Here is a 14127-nt window from a genome sequence, read left to right as displayed (position 1 = left end):
TTTGATCGTGTATTGCGCCTTGCTCCTGCGCATGCCAAGTGCTAAACCTTGTACACGTTCGCAATGACAAGGAAGCCAGTCAATGTCAGTCGTTAGAGAAGTATCTCCGGATGGTCAAAAACTGACGATCTCGGTCAAGGGGCGTTTCGATTTCGGTCGCCATCAGGAGTTTCGCGAGTCTTATGAGGGGCTCAGCCGTAAGCCTGAGTCCATCGTGGTCGACCTTAAAGACGCGACCTATCTCGACAGCTCTGCGCTGGGTATGCTGCTCCTGCTGCGCGATCATGCTGGCGGTGATGAATCGGACGTACGGGTGGTCAACAGCAGCTCCGACGTACGCAAAATTCTCGCCATTTCCAACTTCGACAAGCTCTTCCACATCAGTTGACGACCATGCAGGCGCAAGAGCCGCTGACGATCCTGATCGCCGAAGACAGCGCCGCTGACCGTTTGCTGCTGTCGACCATCGTTCGTCGTCAGGGCCATGAAGTGCTCACGGCGGCCAACGGTGCCGAAGCCGTCGATATTTTCCGCCGTCAGCAACCCAGTCTTGTCCTGATGGACGCGATGATGCCGGTGATGGACGGTTTCGAGGCCGCGCGACAGATCAAGGCGCTGGCAGGGGAAACCCTGGTGCCGATCATCTTCCTCACGTCGCTGACCGAAAGTGAAGCCCTGGCGCGTTGCCTTGAGGCAGGAGGTGACGACTTTCTGGCGAAGCCCTACAACCAGGTCATCCTCGCCGCCAAAATCAAGGCGATGGATCGGTTGCGCCGTTTGCAGGCCACTGTGCTGCAACAGCGCGACCTGATTGCCAAACATCACCATTATTTGCTCAACGAGCAACGTGTCGCCAAAGCGGTGTTTGATAAGGTCGCGCATTCCGGTTGTCTGAGTGCGCCGAATATCCGCTATTTGCAATCGCCCTATGCGCTGTTCAATGGTGACCTGCTGCTGGCGGCGCACACCCCCGCGGGCGACATGTATTTGCTGTTAGGCGATTTTACCGGCCACGGTTTGCCGGCCGCGGTGGGTGCCATGCCGTTGGCCGAAGTGTTTTACGGCATGACGGCCAAGGGCTACGGCCTGGCCGAAACCCTGCGAGAGATGAATGCCAAGCTCAAGCGTATTTTGCCGGTGGACATGTTTTGCTGCGCAACGCTGCTGTGCCTGAGTTTCCAGAGGCGTTCGGTGGAGGTCTGGAACGGCGGCATGCCTGACGGCTATCTGCACCGGATTGCCAGCGGCGAGCGTATTCCGTTGGCCGCGCAGCATCTGCCGCTGGGCGTTCTGAGTCCGCAAGCGTTCGATGACAGTACGCAAGTCTATCCGATGGCTGTCGGTGATCGGGTTTTCCTGTTGTCCGACGGGGTGATCGACACCAGCAATGCCCATGATCAACTGTTCGGTGTCGAGCGTTTGCAGCAGGTGTTTGCTGCCAATCGCGAGCCTGATCGGTTGTTCGAGGATATCGAGCGGGCGCTGTGCGATTTTCGTGGTGAGGCGCGTGATGACGTGAGCATGGTCGAGATCAGCCTGCTGGAGCCAGTGCAGGCCAATCCTTCGCAGCCGATGTATTCGGACAGCGGCCAGTCGTGCCCGCTGGACTGGTCGGTGAGCTTCGAGTTTCGCGGCGCTACGCTCAAGCGTTTCAATCCATTGCCATACCTGTTGCAGTTGCTGCTCGAAGTGCATGGGTTGCGAGCGCAAAGCGGCGCGTTGTACAGCGTGCTCGCCGAGTTGTATTCCAATGCACTGGAGCACGGAGTGTTGGGGCTGGATTCCAGTCTCAAACGCGATGCTGCCGGATTCGCCCGCTACTATGAACAGCGCAATGCGCGTCTGGAAGCATTGCAGGACGGTTATGTCCGCGTACATCTACAGGTGCAGCCGCAAGGTTCAGGTGGCTGTCTGGTCATTCGGGTTGAAGACAGTGGCAAGGGCTTTGATGTTGCCCGGGTGATGGATCGGCCAATCGAAGATGTCCGTCTGTCGGGGCGTGGTGTCAGCTTGATCCGCCAATTGGGGCGCAACGCGAGCTGGTCGGACCAGGGCCGTAGTGCCCGCGTGGAATTTTCCTGGGGGGTTGGTGCATAATCCGCGCAATTCTTGATCAAGGAGTGAGCAAGTGACTGACGAACATGTGGATCACGAAACGCTGAGCGTCCTGCGCGAAGTCATGGAGGAAGGTTACCCGGAACTGCTGGATACCTTTCTGGCCGACTCCAGGCTGCGTCTGGACGATCTTCAAGTCACCGTCGACGCCAAAGCGCTGTCGGACGTTGCCCATAGTTTCAAGGGCAGTGCCAGTAACATGGGAGCCATTCGATTGGCTGAACTGTGTCGTGAACTGGAAGCCGAAGCCAAGGACAAGAGTGCGACGCAAATTGCCCAACTGATCGCCGATATCATTGGCGAGTTTGAGTTTATAAGCGCTGTCTACGAAAAAGAGCGACAGCAAGCGCTGACTCACTGACTCCCACCGTCCGGCGCTTTTCTTCGGCGCCGGACAAAACTGGCCCGGCACTTGCAGATATCTCGGTCAACTGTACCTACGATCCCAGTGCAGCGGAGACCGTTTTATGCCTGCGACCCCCAACATTCTTCTTCAGAGCGCCGCTCAGGCGAAGGCTCAAGCTGCCTCTGCCAAGTCGTCGGCAATGGCCCTGGACGCCGGGGGCAAGGCCTCAAGCTTCGCTGAAGTGTTTGCCGATCAAGGCCCGAGAAAATCTGCCGCAACCCCCGACATGGCGATTAAACCGGCGCGTGACAAGGTTGCTGACAACAGCGGTAAAACGGACGTTGGCAAGGATTCGGCTGCCGCCGCACAACCGACGGTTGCCGATAGCGGCAATGACTTGCCTGCCGACAAAACACCGGCAGCCGACGACAAGACAAACAACAGCGACGACAGCCCGGACACCGCTCAGGCCCCAGTGGCGGACGCTACACCGGTCGATCCGGCACTGGCAGAAAGCGTGCAACCGGTCGTCACGGCTCCTGTGGGGCCGGCCCCGGTTGTCGAAGCGACACCTTCCACCAAAACCGATACCCCGGCAGTAGCCTTGCAGCCCAGTGCGGTCAAGGACCCTTCGGCCACCGCCGACAGTGATTTCGACCCGGCAGCCGATCCCCTCGACTCGCTCCCGGTGGTGCGCATGGCGATGGAGCAGGGCGGACACATTTCCTCTGCCAGTCAGGCGCAACCCAAAGCTGCTCCCGCACAGGCTCAGGCCGACGGTGAATTGACCTCGGCGCAGAACTTCGCCGCGGGCATGGCCAGCATGCTCGATGTGCAGGCCGACAAGGACAGTACCAGTCAGGGTGGGGAGAAGGCTTTCAGCGGCCTGATCGATGACGGGCTCAAAGACCTCAAATCCGCCACCAGTGACACTCGGGTCGACGACTTCGCCAACCGTCTGGCGGCACTGACCCAGGCAGCCACGCCTAAGACCGCCAACGTCGTACCGGTAAGCCAGCCAATCGCCATGCATCAAAGCGGCTGGACTGAAGAAGTGGTCAACCGCGTCATGTATCTGTCGAGCGCCAATCTGAAGGCGGCGGATATTCAGTTGCAGCCCGCTGAACTGGGGCGTCTGGATATCCGGGTCAATATGGTTCCGGACCAGCAGACTCAGGTGACGTTCATGAGTGCGCACCCGAGTGTGCGTGAAGCGCTGGACGGGCAGATGCATCGTCTGCGCGAGATGTTCGCCCAGCAGGGTATGGGGCAGGTCGACGTCAATGTGTCTGACCAGAACCGTGGCTGGCAGGGGCAGCAAGGTCAGGATCAGGCGCAGCAGGGCCAAAGCGGTCGCACCAGTGCTGCCGGTGGCCGACTGGATTCGGCGGATGAAGAATTGGCGCCTGTCAGCGTGGCCGAAGCTGTCGCGCAGACCACCAGCGTGATTGGCTCCAGCGCCGTCGACTACTACGCCTGACACAACCCAGTACCCCCTGTGGGAGCGGGCTTGCTCGCGAATGCGCAATGACATTCAACATTAATGTTGGCTGACACACTGCATTCGCGAGCAAGCCCGCTCCCACATTGGTTTTGTGTGTTCTCCCAATTTGCTCCGACACTTCTGGCATAACACTTGCTCTTGCCTTGCCGTGCGACTGTGAAAACCCGAATAGTGACGGATTATTGGCATGGCGAAGAGCGAAACAGCAGCAGTAAAAGACCCTGCAACCAAAGGCAAACTCAAGCTGATCATTGTGATCGTGCTGGCATTGCTGCTGGCCATCGGCGCGTCTGTGGGGGCGACCTGGTTCTTCATGCACAGTGCCCAGAGCAAATCTGCCGAGGCGGCCGAGACTGTTCCGGTTGGTAAGCAACCGGCGATTTTCGAGCCGATGGCGCCGGCATTCGTCGCCAACTACAACCAGAACGGCCGTCAGCGCTACATGCAGGTGAGTATCACCATGCTGGCGCGTAATCAGGCCGATCTGGAAGCGCTCAAAGTGCACATGCCGGTGATCCGCAATAACCTGGTGATGCTCTTCTCCGGTCAGGATTTTGCCACTCTGGCGACCCCGGTCGGGCAAGAGATGTTGCGCCAGAAGGCCACAGCCAGCGTCCAGGAAGTGGCGCAGAAAGAGCTGGGCAAAGTGGTGATCGAACAGTTGCTTTTCACTAATTTCGTACTGCAGTAGGAACACGACATGGCCGTGCAGGATCTGCTGTCCCAGGATGAAATCGACGCGTTGTTGCATGGCGTCGACGATGGTCTGGTACAGACCGATAACGCTGCCGAACCCGGCAGTGTCAAAAGCTACGACCTGACCAGTCAGGATCGCATCGTCCGCGGGCGTATGCCGACCCTGGAAATGATCAACGAGCGTTTTGCCCGCTACACACGTATCAGCATGTTCAACATGCTGCGCCGCTCGGCGGACGTTGCCGTCGGTGGCGTGCAGGTGATGAAGTTCGGCGAATACGTGCACTCGCTGTACGTGCCGACCAGTCTCAACCTGGTCAAGATCAAACCTTTACGCGGCACCGCGCTGTTCATCCTCGACGCCAAACTGGTGTTCAAACTGGTGGACAACTTCTTCGGCGGCGACGGCCGTCACGCCAAGATCGAAGGGCGTGAGTTCACCCCGACCGAACTGCGCGTGGTGCGCATGGTGCTGGAGCAGGCGTTCGTCGATCTGAAAGAAGCCTGGCAGGCGATCATGGAAGTCAATTTCGAGTACATCAACTCGGAAGTGAACCCGGCCATGGCCAACATCGTCGGCCCGAGCGAAGCGATTGTGGTCTCCACGTTCCACATCGAACTCGATGGCGGTGGCGGCGATCTGCACGTGACCATGCCGTACTCGATGATCGAGCCGGTGCGCGAAATGCTCGACGCCGGTTTCCAGTCCGATCTCGACGATCAGGACGAACGCTGGGTCAACGCCCTGCGCCAGGACGTGCTCGATGTCGACGTACCGATCGGCGCCACCGTTGCTCGCCGTCAGTTGAAGCTGCGCGACATCCTGCACATGCAGCCGGGCGATGTGATCCCGGTTGAAATGCCGGAAGACATGATCATGCGCGCCAACGGCGTGCCAGCCTTCAAGGTCAAGATGGGTTCGCACAAAGGCAACCTCGCGTTGCAGGTAATCGAGCCCATCGAGCGTCGCTGAAGCGGCGCTCTCACCCCCACACATTTAGCTGAATTTTTGCCCGCCGAGGACAAATGATGAACGACGATATGAACGCCCAGGACGATCAGGCACTGGCCGATGAATGGGCTGCTGCACTGGAAGAGACTGGCGACGGCCAGGCTGACATCGACGCCTTGCTGGCCGCTGATGCCGGCGCATCGAGCTCCGACCGTCTGACGATGGAAGAGTTTGGCAGCGTGCCGAAGAATAACGACCCGGTCACACTGGACGGTCCGAACCTGGACGTGATCCTGGATATCCCGGTGTCCATCTCGATGGAAGTGGGCAGTACCGACATCAACATTCGCAACCTGCTGCAACTGAACCAGGGGTCGGTGATCGAGCTCGATCGTCTGGCGGGTGAGCCGCTGGATGTGCTGGTCAACGGCACCCTGATCGCTCACGGTGAAGTGGTCGTGGTCAACGAGAAGTTCGGCATCCGCCTGACCGACGTGATCAGCCCAAGCGAACGCATCAAGAAGCTGCGCTGAGTGAAACGGTTTCTCTGGGCTTTGCTGGCATTGCCGCTGAGCGTGCTGGCCGCCGAACCGTCGACAGCCACCACGGTGCCTGCCGCCACAGCGCCAATGGTCAACAGCGGCGTGGCCGGGCAGTTGACGCAACTGGTGTTTGGCCTGTTGCTGGTGCTGGGCGTGATCTTCTTCCTTGCCTGGCTGTTGCGCCGGGTCCAGCAGGCCGGACCTGCCGGCAAGGGGCAAGTGATCGAACTGATCGGTTCACGCGCACTCGGTCCGCGTGACCGCTTGCTGCTGGTGCGGGTCGGCAACGAGCAGATTTTGCTTGGGCTCAGCCCCGGCACCATCACCGCGCTGCATGTGCTCAAGGAACCGGTCGAAGTGCCTGCGACCCGTGAAAAAGCGACCCCTGAATTTGCTCAGCATCTGCTGAAGATTCTCGGCAAGGATCAGAAGGATACGAAGTAATGGGTGCGCTACGCATCGTCTTGACGCTGGCCCTGTTGCTGGCCGCGCCACTGGCGTTCGCCGCCGATCCGTTGTCGATCCCGGCAATCACGCTGGGCACCAACGCCGACGGCGCGCAGGAGTATTCGGTCAGTCTGCAGATTCTGCTGATCATGACCGCGCTGAGCTTTATCCCGGCGGCGGTCATCCTGATGACCAGTTTCACCCGGATCATCATCGTCTTCTCGATTCTGCGTCAGGCCCTTGGCCTGCAACAGACACCGTCGAACCAGATCCTCACAGGTATGGCGCTGTTTTTGACGATGTTCATCATGGCGCCAGTGTTCGACCGGGTGAACAACGATGCCTTGCAGCCGTATCTGGCGGAAAAACTCACCGCTCAGCAAGCGGTGGAAAAGGCGCAGGTGCCGATCAAGGACTTCATGCTCGCGCAGACTCGTTCCAGCGACCTTGAGCTGTTCATGCGTCTGTCCAAACGTACCGACATCGCCACGCCTGATCAGGCGCCGCTGACGATTCTGGTACCGGCGTTTGTCACTTCGGAGCTTAAAACCGCGTTCCAGATCGGTTTCATGATCTTCATCCCGTTCCTGATCATCGACCTGGTCGTGGCCAGTGTGCTGATGGCGATGGGTATGATGATGCTTTCGCCGCTGATCATTTCGCTGCCGTTCAAGATCATGCTGTTCGTGCTGGTCGATGGCTGGGCGCTGATCATCGGCACCCTGGCCAGCAGTTTCGGAGGTGTCTCGCCATGACGCCAGAAGTCGCCGTCGATATCTTTCGTGAAGCACTGTGGCTGACTACATTGATGGTTGCGATTCTGGTGGTGCCGAGCCTGTTGGTCGGTTTGATGGTGGCGATGTTCCAGGCCGCGACCCAGATCAACGAACAGACCCTGAGCTTCCTGCCGCGTCTGCTGGTGATGCTGGTGACCCTGATCGTCGCAGGCCCCTGGATCGTGCAGACGTTCATGGAATACATCATCCAGTTGTACAAAAACATACCGATGGTCATCGGCTAAGCCATGCAATCGCTGCTTCAGCTGACCGATACCCAGATCAGTACCTGGGTGGCCTCGTTCATGTTGCCGCTGTTTCGCGTCGCCTCAATGCTCATGGTGATGCCAGTGTTCGGCACGACCCTGGTGTCGCGCCGGATACGCTTGTATTTCGCCGTGGCCATCACCGTGTGCATTGCGCCGAGCCTGCCGCCGATGCCGGCGGTCAGCCCATTGGATCTCAGCGGTTTGTTGCTGATTGCCGAGCAGATCCTGGTCGGCGCCGTTCTGGGGTTTTCCCTGCAGTTGTTCTTTCAGGCGTTTGCCGTGGCCGGACAGATCGTCGCGATACAGATGGGTATGGGCTTCGCCTCGATGGTCGACCCGGCCAACGGCGTCTCGGTGGCGGTGATCGGGCAGTTCTTTACCATGCTCGTGACCCTGTTGTTCCTGTCGATGAACGGCCATTTGGTAGTGTTCGAAGTCCTCACCGAAAGCTTCACCACGCTGCCCGTCGGCGGCGGTTTGATGACCGCGCAGTACTGGGAGCTGGCCGGCAAACTCGGCTGGGTGCTGGGGGCTGCATTATTGCTGGTATTGCCGGCGGTCACTGCGCTGCTGGTGGTCAACATCGCGTTTGGCGTGATGACCCGTGCGGCGCCTCAATTGAACATTTTCTCCATCGGTTTCCCGCTGACTCTGGTGCTCGGGCTGTTCATCGTCTGGGTTGGTCTGGCGGATATTCTCAATCAGTATCAACCGCTGGCCACCGAGGCCTTGCAGTTGTTACGCGAACTGGCACGGGCGCGCTGAGTCATGGCGGAGAGCGAAAGTGGTCAGGACAAAACAGAAGACCCCACGGAAAAACGTAAAAAGGACTCCCGCGAGAAGGGTGAGATCGCTCGTTCCAAAGAACTCAACACCCTTGCCGTGATGATGGCCGGTGCCGGCGCGCTGCTGGTGTTCGGCGGCATGTTGGCTGAAGACTTGATGGAGCTGATGCGCCTGAACTTCACGCTGTCCCGTGAGGTAATCATGGATCAGGGCTCCATGGGCGCGTTTCTGTTGCAGTCGGGCCAGATGGCGCTGTTGGCGATCCAGCCGATCATGATCACCCTGCTGCTGGCGGCGCTGATCGGGCCGATTTCCCTCGGGGGCTGGCTGTTTGCGGCGGGCTCCATGGCGCCCAAGTTCAGTCGGATGAACCCGGCGTCGGGCCTGAAGCGGATGTTTTCGTTCAAGGCGGTGGTCGAACTGCTCAAGGCGCTGGCCAAGTTTCTGATTACCTTGGGCGTGGCGTTGGCGGTGTTGTCGGCGGACGTCGACGACTTTTTGCGGATCGCCCACGAGCCGCTTGAAATGGCCATCATTCACAGCGTCACGCTGGTCGGCTGGAGTGCGTTGTGGCTGGCCTGTGGCCTGATCATCATCGCCGCCGTCGACGTGCCGGTGCAGCTCTGGGAAGCCCACAAGAAACTGCTGATGACCAAGCAGGAAGTGCGCGACGAGCACAAGGATCAGGAGGGGCGGCCGGAGGTCAAGCAGCGCATTCGCCAGACCCAGCGCGAAATGTCCCAGCGGCGGATGATGGCGGCGATTCCCGACGCCGACGTGGTCATCACCAACCCGACTCACTACGCCGTCGCGCTCAAATACGATTCGGAAAAGGGCGGGGCGCCGGTGCTGCTGGCCAAGGGCAGCGACTTCCTGGCGCTGAAGATCCGCGAAATCGCCGTAGCCAACAACGTCATGCTCCTCGAATCGCCGGGGTTGGCGCGCTCGATCTACTACTCCACTGAACTGGATCAGGAAATCCCGGGTGGGTTGTATCTGGCGGTTGCTCAGGTGTTGGCCTACGTCTACCAGATTCGCCAATACCGCGCCGGCAAGGGCAAGCGCCCGGATCCGCTCAAGGATGATTTGCCGATTCCGCCGGATCTGCGCCGCGATTCCTGACAGTTGCCGTCTGTCTGAATTCGGTTTGCACCTGTCAACTCTGACAGGTGCGCTTGTTGAGCTTTTGCAGTTTGATGCTTGTTAACACCCAGTACCCGATACGGGTACTTCGAGCAGACGCAAGGGAGCACGACAATGAAAGGTACGTTCAGCAGCTATGACCCCAAAACCGGTAAAGGCATCATCACCCCGACGCGCTCGGGAAGTTCTTTTGCTGCCGCAACAGGTTTTTTTCTGGCGGACAAAGGTTACAAGTTCAGTATTGCGTTGATGGACGAACATCGTGAAAAAATCAAAGTGGGCGATCCGGTCGAGTTTGACGAACCGAAAACGGCGGGAGGAGAAGCAACAAATCTACGAATTAATCCAGATCGCCCGCTGAAGTAGTCTGCGGCTGTACGACGGAGGGTTACCGTCTGTCTGAAAACCCTGTCTGCCTGTCAGATCTGACAGTAGACGCCACCCTCCAGCTGCGCTGCCATACATTCGGGAATAATCCCTCGGCGCAGAGAGCACGATCATGACAGAACGAATCTACAAAAAACTCGAAGGCATGACGCTGGAATATGTTTCAGGGAGGTTGGAGGCGAATCCGAAGGAAAGGTCTATCCGGTACACGGTCAGCTTCGATCTGGATCTGGACTTCATCCACTTTGTGCAGATGGCCAATATTTATGTCCCGGATTATCTCGATAATCCGATCAACGCCATCAGGCCCGAGCTCTACGGTCTGGCTTATCACTACTCCTACAACTATTTGTTTGACGCTGCGGGGAAAATCCACGACAACCAGGCGTTGTTCGAGCTGTTCACCTCGCCAGGCTATTACATGGATCAATGGGCGACGGGGCGTGATTTGGAGGCGCGTTATGGCAAGCCGGTGTTCGAGCTGATCGGCCGCAAGCTACGCATGACGGCACGGCAAGACTTTCGGTCACTGGACGGCACGAGCCAGATTGAAATAGGTGATTTGCCAATTATTCAGTTTCATTGGGCCCTCAATCTGCTGCAGGGCCATTCGGCGGTTCCACAGATCAAGGTGCCAGAAACCAAGGTCGTGCTCATGTACATGGATGAGGATTTCGTTGAGGTCGACGGGCAGGCAATATTCCGGGGTACGCAGTACATTGATAGCAAACAACTCGCCTTCGGTAATATTTCGCCCAAGCAGATTCTGACCGCGCAGTAACCAGCGCTCAAACCAAAAGATCGCAGCCACGGCAACTCCTACCGTTGAGATGAACCTCAGTGGTAGCTTCCGAAGGCTGCGATCTTTTGATCTATGTGTAATCCAGGCTTATTCAGGTATGAAAAAGTCTTCCTATAGGTTTTGTCGCCTGACGCACCTAAGTCGTGAACAGACGCACTCCCCCTACTCTATGGGCTTGGGCACTACTGGGTGAAGCAAGGACGAACCACATTCATACAAAACGGTGCCCTGTCCCCGTTGAGCCATGAAACAAAAAACCGCTGTCCGGATTGAGTCGGGCGGCGGTTTTTTTATGCCTGAATACAGGTGTTGGCTGTGAAGCAGCCTTCGCGAGCAAACCCGCTCCCACAGGGGGTGGTGTCGATCACAAGTCTGGGTTCACAACGCTGAACCTGTGGGAGGGGGCTTGCTCCCGAAAGCGTCAGCAACCTGCTAATTCGGCAACTCCAGATTATCCATCACCCGATTCACCGCCAGCTCGCCGAGCATGATCAGTTGCGCGATCCCCAGCAGCGTCCTGCGCTGCGATGCGGGTATGAGATGGGCGAAGTCATGAGCGATGGTTCTGGCTGAGGCGAGTGTTTCGCTGGCATCGGCCAGCAGTTCCTCATTTTTGAAGTCAGCGGTAACGGCGTACATCCGGCGGGTTTTACGCGGTGGTGGCGTGGAGCCGGGTGGGCAGAGGTAGTGATCGAGGGCGCGTTCGGCGGCATCGTTGAGTTTTTTTGAATCGAGGGATTCGTAGGGGGAGGCGAGGTCGATTTCGGGTGGGTTGGGTGTTGGTTTGATCATGGTGAAGCTCCTAGAGTCATTGGAGCTGCCAGCGTTCGCTGCGAGACGAATGAGGGTGGCAGCTATACGCGGGTCGCAGACCGGGACTCTAGAACCGGCAGACCCGAAGGTCTCCCACGTACAGCCGCCATAAAAAAAACGGGTGTTGTGCGTCCAGAGATCGACGGGCTGCGAGACCCGATCGCTGATTCGTCAGCGACCGGACCACAATAGAACCCGCCCCCAAGGCGCACAAGCCGGCGGATTCTGTCGTAGCTGTAGGCAATGGCGCAAGAATTTGTAGCCTGAAAGGCGTGTCTGAAGGTGTCTTTTAAACGCCTGAGTTTAAAAGGCGATTTGCGCTGACTTCACTGGCCCGTTCGCGAGCAAGCTCACTCCCACATTTGAAATGCGTTTCCCTGTGGGAGCGAGCTTGCCCGCGAAAGGGCGATACCGGTCAGTAGAAAAATCTCGATCAAGCGCCGCTGTTTAAATCATTGGTTAAATAATCCGTCACCAAATTACTTAGAGTTTAAAAGACAAGAGATCGCACCCGGCGGCAGCTCCTAAAAGTGTCCCGCAAACTGTCACCATTTTGCTTAGCATCGAGCACGTGTGCCGTCTGTTGTGCGTCAAACTCAGCCAGGCAGAAGGCACCAGCCGTGTGCCTGTGAGTTATTACCGGTGAAACAGGCGATGTACCATGCGTTTGGGTTATTGGTTATGACCGAAAGGTATTGTCCGGCGCCACATCCATCATTACGACATAGCCAGCCGCCTGCGCTGGATGCCAGTGGCCTGTATTTGACTTTCAGTACTTCAATAGCTGCATTTGAAACAGGTGATCCGCCAATTGAATTCATCCAGTTAATAGCTGCGCTGATGCTGTATGTATGTGTAGGGGTCATGACAAGGCGTACAACATTTTGCACTTTTACGGGGAATGAGACTTCACGTTGAGTGCTGTTTTCTCGCACAGTAATAGTCGCACTTGCGTTTTTGTGGCCGCTGACCAGCCCGTTACTATTAACGGTCGCTACGTCGGTAGCACTAGAAAAATAGGAGTAGCTGCCATCTCCAGAAGTTGGAACCCGTGTTTGTGTCGTTTCGGGTGCAGGGGTGCCGGTCAGGGCAAGAAAGTCCGCATTGACGTTTAGGCCATTAATCTCCATGAGGGCGGGTTCTATGGTGAAAGGATGCAACGCCTTGACAGTATAAGTGCGCAACGGCAAGGCCACTGCCCTAGCGGCATCGACGACTTCATCCAGATTTATTTTTACGGTAGTCGTCAGTTCAGACCCGTCCTTGAGGCCTTTAAGCCACTCAGCCGGCGCCTCCACCGACAATCCAGCCGTCGAATCATTGAGCTCTCCCGACCTGACGTCCTTGCTGACGGGATCACCATTCTTGTCAAAGCCTGCAGACGTGACCCAGATCGGTTGCCCCAGCTTGAACAACGGCCATTTCACCGCGAGAATCCGCGCGTCTGCCGTGAGGTCTTGAACGTCCAGTTCCTTACCAGTGTTGCCGGCAATGTTCGGTGTCGGTAACCGCCGGTCATTCTCGGCGATAGGTTGGATAGTCAGCACCAGATCCGGGGACTCACCTTCGGATTTTCCTCCGCGAATCAATTCCCAACGCAATTTGATGGTTGTTCCGCGCCGTTCGACGAGAAACGCGGGATCAAGTTTGAAGTTGGCGCGTTTATTCTGGTTGAGCGTCAGTAACGGAAAGGGCTTTGCGTCGGGCTTGGGGTCAACTTCCAGCAACCGAGCCTGGTCCCCCGGCAAGGCCAAGAGGTGTTCGACGCGCACAGTGACACCTTCTTCGTAGGCCAACACATCAACCGGGTTGGTCGCCGGTGCCACCAAGGTTGGCGGCTTCAGATCGACCGGGATTGTTCCCGTCACCGTTGCGGTGGCCGTATTGGAACTCCCCACCAACCCCACATTGGGCCTGTGCAATTCATAAATCGCAGTCACCTTGCTGCCAGCGAAGACCTTGTCATTGGACACTTCAAGAAAACTGGGCAATTTCCCAAGGAACGGATCCTCTTCGACTTTACCCCTGACGACCACGGGGGCGGTTTGCCCGGTAGTGGTATAGGTCGCCACAATCTCGTCTCCCACCACAAAGCGGTTGTCTTTGGTCATCACGACCAGCAGCAATGGCCCGCCCGCCAGTTTTTCCAGGTCAATGATGCTCGCGTCATCACCGGGATAGTCTTCTTTGCGCTCCAGCAGAATTGGCATCGGCAGCAGGACGCCATCCAGATCCTCATCCACGCTCTGCACCGGCGACCACGGCGTGTCCGGGCCGTTGCCGAGCTGGTCGGTGACGGTGTAGGAGAAATGCAGTTTTTTATCCAGCCGTTTCGCCTGGTCCAGAAAGGCGCGGGTGACGGTGAAGCAAATGGTGATGGGGGTTTCGTCACCGGGGTTCGGCGGTTGCGGCGCCTGATTCGGATTGACCTTGGGCTTGGGTTCCAGCAGTTCGCCGTTGCACTTGAGGGTGATGAGGTCATACGCCCGGCAATACGGGTAGGCCACGCACACTTCGGCGCTGACGAAGTCCGGGCCGACGCCGTTCTT

16 protein-coding genes are annotated in these 14127 nt (G+C 57.8%); 14 read left to right on the top strand and 2 right to left on the bottom strand.

Features of this window, described 5'->3' with window-relative positions; genetic code table 11:
• Positions 1-82 precede the first annotated feature (82 nt).
• The 14 genes from AACY02_RS14835 to AACY02_RS14770 all read left to right on the top strand — a co-directional run bounded on the left by AACY02_RS14835 (position 83) and on the right by AACY02_RS14770 (position 10744).
• A complete protein-coding gene (locus tag AACY02_RS14835; protein WP_339432605.1) occupies positions 83-388 on the top strand; it encodes an STAS domain-containing protein in 306 nt (101 codons plus the stop codon).
• Positions 389-393: 5 nt separating this feature from the next.
• Positions 394-2097 carry an ATP-binding SpoIIE family protein phosphatase gene (locus AACY02_RS14830; protein ID WP_339432604.1) on the top strand — a complete coding sequence of 568 codons (1704 nt, stop codon included), beginning with the start codon at positions 394-396 and terminating at the stop codon, positions 2095-2097.
• Between the two features lie 31 nt (positions 2098-2128).
• On the top strand, positions 2129-2476 hold the full coding sequence (locus tag AACY02_RS14825) for an Hpt domain-containing protein (protein ID WP_339432603.1): 348 nt from the start codon (positions 2129-2131) through the stop codon (positions 2474-2476).
• A 106-nt stretch (positions 2477-2582) separates the two neighbouring features.
• The gene (locus AACY02_RS14820) at positions 2583-3941 is read left to right on the top strand and encodes a flagellar hook-length control protein FliK (RefSeq protein ID WP_339432602.1); all 1359 of its coding nucleotides are present in this window, start codon (positions 2583-2585) and stop codon (positions 3939-3941) included.
• A 211-nt stretch (positions 3942-4152) separates the two neighbouring features.
• On the top strand, positions 4153-4656 hold the full coding sequence (gene fliL / locus AACY02_RS14815; protein ID WP_221731974.1) for a flagellar basal body-associated protein FliL: 504 nt from the start codon (positions 4153-4155) through the stop codon (positions 4654-4656).
• A 9-nt stretch (positions 4657-4665) separates the two neighbouring features.
• Positions 4666-5634, top strand: coding sequence for a flagellar motor switch protein FliM (gene fliM / locus AACY02_RS14810; RefSeq protein ID WP_003222890.1), 969 nt, complete (start codon positions 4666-4668; stop codon positions 5632-5634).
• A 56-nt stretch (positions 5635-5690) separates the two neighbouring features.
• A complete protein-coding gene (gene fliN, locus AACY02_RS14805; protein WP_401138226.1) occupies positions 5691-6146 on the top strand; it encodes a flagellar motor switch protein FliN in 456 nt (151 codons plus the stop codon).
• On the top strand, positions 6147-6599 hold the full coding sequence (fliO, locus tag AACY02_RS14800; protein ID WP_339432601.1) for a flagellar biosynthetic protein FliO: 453 nt from the start codon (positions 6147-6149) through the stop codon (positions 6597-6599). It begins immediately after the preceding gene.
• Positions 6599-7357, top strand: a complete 759-nt coding sequence (gene fliP / locus AACY02_RS14795; RefSeq protein WP_339432600.1) for a flagellar type III secretion system pore protein FliP — start codon at positions 6599-6601, stop codon at positions 7355-7357. Before fliO ends, fliP begins: the two co-directional genes overlap by 1 nt.
• Positions 7354-7623 (top strand): flagellar biosynthesis protein FliQ, encoded by a 270-nt coding sequence (gene fliQ, locus AACY02_RS14790; protein WP_339432599.1) that lies wholly within the window; start codon positions 7354-7356, stop codon positions 7621-7623. The genes fliP and fliQ overlap by 4 nt, the downstream gene beginning before the upstream one ends.
• Before the next feature lie 3 nt (positions 7624-7626).
• Positions 7627-8412 carry a flagellar biosynthetic protein FliR gene (fliR, locus tag AACY02_RS14785; protein WP_122593412.1) on the top strand — a complete coding sequence of 262 codons (786 nt, stop codon included), beginning with the start codon at positions 7627-7629 and terminating at the stop codon, positions 8410-8412.
• A gap of 3 nt (positions 8413-8415) precedes the next feature.
• Complete coding sequence (flhB, locus tag AACY02_RS14780) at positions 8416-9555, top strand: flagellar biosynthesis protein FlhB (protein WP_339432598.1); 1140 nt, start codon at positions 8416-8418, stop codon at positions 9553-9555.
• Positions 9556-9690: 135 nt separating this feature from the next.
• A complete protein-coding gene (locus AACY02_RS14775) occupies positions 9691-9942 on the top strand; it encodes a hypothetical protein (protein ID WP_339432597.1) in 252 nt (83 codons plus the stop codon).
• Between the two features lie 133 nt (positions 9943-10075).
• On the top strand, positions 10076-10744 hold the full coding sequence (locus AACY02_RS14770) for a hypothetical protein (protein WP_339432596.1): 669 nt from the start codon (positions 10076-10078) through the stop codon (positions 10742-10744).
• Positions 10745-11197: 453 nt separating this feature from the next.
• On the opposite strand, the gene AACY02_RS14765 is transcribed toward AACY02_RS14770, so the two are convergent.
• Both AACY02_RS14765 and AACY02_RS14760 read right to left on the bottom strand, forming a co-directional pair.
• Positions 11198-11557, bottom strand: coding sequence for a DUF6124 family protein (locus AACY02_RS14765; RefSeq protein ID WP_339432595.1), 360 nt, complete (start codon positions 11555-11557; stop codon positions 11198-11200).
• A 617-nt stretch (positions 11558-12174) separates the two neighbouring features.
• On the bottom strand, positions 12175-14127 hold a 1953-nt coding region (locus tag AACY02_RS14760), incomplete at its 5' end, for an Ig-like domain-containing protein (protein ID WP_339432594.1).

Origin of the sequence: Pseudomonas sp. EA_65y_Pfl2_P78, from assembly GCF_963970495.1 — a bacterium.
Lineage (GTDB): Bacteria > Pseudomonadota > Gammaproteobacteria > Pseudomonadales > Pseudomonadaceae > Aquipseudomonas > Aquipseudomonas baetica_A.
Note: the sequence above shows the minus strand (reverse complement) of the source record. Positions and strands in the feature narration are given on the sequence as shown.

What these genes read in the sequence shown, in the direction of transcription:
- AACY02_RS14770 (WP_339432596.1), top strand. Translation starts at nt 10,076, where the DNA reads ATGACAGAACGAATCTACAAAAAACTCGAAGGCATGACGCTGGAATAT.
- fliN (WP_401138226.1), top strand. Translation starts at nt 5,691, where the DNA reads ATGAACGACGATATGAACGCCCAGGACGATCAGGCACTGGCCGATGAA.
- fliL (WP_221731974.1), top strand. Translation starts at nt 4,153, where the DNA reads ATGGCGAAGAGCGAAACAGCAGCAGTAAAAGACCCTGCAACCAAAGGC.
- fliM (WP_003222890.1), top strand. Translation starts at nt 4,666, where the DNA reads ATGGCCGTGCAGGATCTGCTGTCCCAGGATGAAATCGACGCGTTGTTG.
- flhB (WP_339432598.1), top strand. Translation starts at nt 8,416, where the DNA reads ATGGCGGAGAGCGAAAGTGGTCAGGACAAAACAGAAGACCCCACGGAA.
- fliP (WP_339432600.1), top strand. Translation starts at nt 6,599, where the DNA reads ATGGGTGCGCTACGCATCGTCTTGACGCTGGCCCTGTTGCTGGCCGCG.
- AACY02_RS14820 (WP_339432602.1), top strand. Translation starts at nt 2,583, where the DNA reads ATGCCTGCGACCCCCAACATTCTTCTTCAGAGCGCCGCTCAGGCGAAG.
- AACY02_RS14775 (WP_339432597.1), top strand. Translation starts at nt 9,691, where the DNA reads ATGAAAGGTACGTTCAGCAGCTATGACCCCAAAACCGGTAAAGGCATC.
- AACY02_RS14830 (WP_339432604.1), top strand. Translation starts at nt 394, where the DNA reads ATGCAGGCGCAAGAGCCGCTGACGATCCTGATCGCCGAAGACAGCGCC.
- fliR (WP_122593412.1), top strand. Translation starts at nt 7,627, where the DNA reads ATGCAATCGCTGCTTCAGCTGACCGATACCCAGATCAGTACCTGGGTG.
- fliQ (WP_339432599.1), top strand. Translation starts at nt 7,354, where the DNA reads ATGACGCCAGAAGTCGCCGTCGATATCTTTCGTGAAGCACTGTGGCTG.
- AACY02_RS14835 (WP_339432605.1), top strand. Translation starts at nt 83, where the DNA reads ATGTCAGTCGTTAGAGAAGTATCTCCGGATGGTCAAAAACTGACGATC.
- AACY02_RS14765 (WP_339432595.1), bottom strand. Translation starts at nt 11,557, where the DNA reads ATGATCAAACCAACACCCAACCCACCCGAAATCGACCTCGCCTCCCCC.